The organism is Pseudomonas sp. P5_A2_2 (genome assembly GCF_054177685.1).
Window position 1 is genome coordinate 1 of record NZ_JBGCUL010000887.1, and the last position, 1829, is coordinate 1829.

A 1829-nucleotide genomic window follows, 5' to 3' on the forward strand; every position below is an offset into this window, starting at 1 on the left:
CCCAGACACATTGCCAGCGTCAGCGGCTCACCCAGCAGCAGTGCGCCAAGGAGAACCGCCGTCAGCGGATTCAAGGCAATGAACACCCCGGAACGCGTCGCACCGATTTTGCGGATGCCGTCGTAATAGCCGATATAGGCCAGCGCCGAGCCCAGCACACCCAGGTACAACAGGCTCAACCATTGCTGCGCACCCAGGCTGGCGACCGCGTCGATACTCACCTCGCCGCGGACGATGCAGGTTATCCAGAGCATGATCGTGCCCAGCAGAATCGAATACGTCACCGTTTGCACCGGCCCCAGCGTGTGGTTCAGCTCTCTGGAGCACAGCGAGTAGATGCCCCAGCCGAGGACGCAGCCGAAAATCAGCAGATCGCCAATCCAGGCGTCGGCACCACCGGCCATTAACTGCGGGTTGCGACTGACGATCACCATGCTCGCGCCCGCTATACAGATCGCAATACCGGCGACTTTGGCCCGGTTCAAACGCTCCTTGAACAGCAGCCAGGAAGCCAGGCCGATCACCGCCGGATTCAGCGCCACGATCAAGGATGCCCGTGAGGCGCTGATGTAGTGCAGGCCGTAAAAGAAGCACAGGTTGTAAAAAAAGATCCCGAAAAAGCCAAGCAAAAGCAATTGCAGCCATTGCCGGGGGTTGGGCCAAACCAGCGGTGTCCGCGCCATGCGTACAAACAGCAGCAACGCCACGCTGGCCAGCAGAAACCGCAGGCTGGCCGCCAATAGCGGGCTGAGGCTGTTGGCCAGATAGCGTCCGGCAACGAAGGTGCCACCCCACACCATGGTGACCGCCGCCAGTTTCAGATACACCGGCAGATCCGAGGGTTTTGCCAGGCTTTGCTCACAGATCGTCATGGATTCCAGGACCGGAAATTGGAGAGATGACGTATCATTTGGCTAATACCCAGTCATCGTAAAATGAGCAAACACTCATGACCCTCACTCAACTGGAGGTTTTTTCCCTCGTGGCCGAACTCCACGGCTTCACGGCAGCGGCCAATCGCCTGGGTATTTCCCAATCGGCGGTGTCCCATGCCTTGAAGTCCCTGGAGCTGGAGTTGGGTGTCGAGTTGTTGCGCCGCCATCAATCCCAAGTCGAGTTGAGCGACATTGGCCAGCAGCTGTTGCTGCGCGCCCGAGCGATGCTCGGCCTGGCCAACACCCTGCGCCAGGAAGCGGCCGATGCGCGGGGCATGAAACGCGGCACGCTGCGCATCGGCTCCTTCGGCCCGACCTCATCGATCAAATTGCTGCCGTTGATTCTGCAGCAGTACCGCGCCGCCCATCCCGGCATAGAGGTGCATATCGACGAAGGCCCCGACCGCCAGGTGCTCCAGTGGCTGGAGGAACGACGGATCGACATCGGCTTTGTGGTGCTGCCCGAGGAGCGTTTCGACACGGTCGCGTTGATCGAAGACCAGATGGTCGCGCTGCTGCCCGCCGACCACCCGCTGACGGCTCACGACAGCCTGAGCCTGAAGGACCTGTGCGATTTCCCGTTTGTGCTGACCGAGGCCGGTTCTTCGGAGCTGGTTTCACGCCTGTTCACGGCGGCCCGGCTGACGCCCAACATCCGTTATCGCTGCTCGCAGTTGATGAGTACCCTGGATGTCGTCGCTCGTGGCGACGGGGTGACGGTAGTTGCCGAAGGTTCATTGCCCGATCAAATTGACGGCCGCTGTGTGAAAAAACCGCTGTCGCCGGCAGTGTTGCGCCAGGTCGGCCTGGCGGTACTCGATCGACGCCAGGCATCACCCGCGACGCTGGCCTTTATCAAACTGGCCGCAAGCCTTGACTGGCGTTGAGCGGCAT

The 1829-nt window shown here is 60.9% G+C and carries 2 protein-coding genes; one reads left to right on the forward strand and one right to left on the reverse strand.

Translation table 11 applies throughout. From position 1 onward, the window contains the following. Positions 1-872, reverse strand: an 872-nt coding sequence (locus tag ACXRVY_RS26930; RefSeq protein WP_458238723.1) for a DMT family transporter, incomplete at its 3' end; no start/stop codon positions are given. Between the two features lie 77 nt (positions 873-949). Here ACXRVY_RS26930 and ACXRVY_RS26935 point away from each other — a divergent pair. Continuing rightward, positions 950-1822 (forward strand): LysR family transcriptional regulator, encoded by an 873-nt coding sequence (locus tag ACXRVY_RS26935; RefSeq protein ID WP_223463077.1) that lies wholly within the window; start codon positions 950-952, stop codon positions 1820-1822. The last annotated feature ends 7 nt before the right edge of the window (positions 1823-1829 follow it).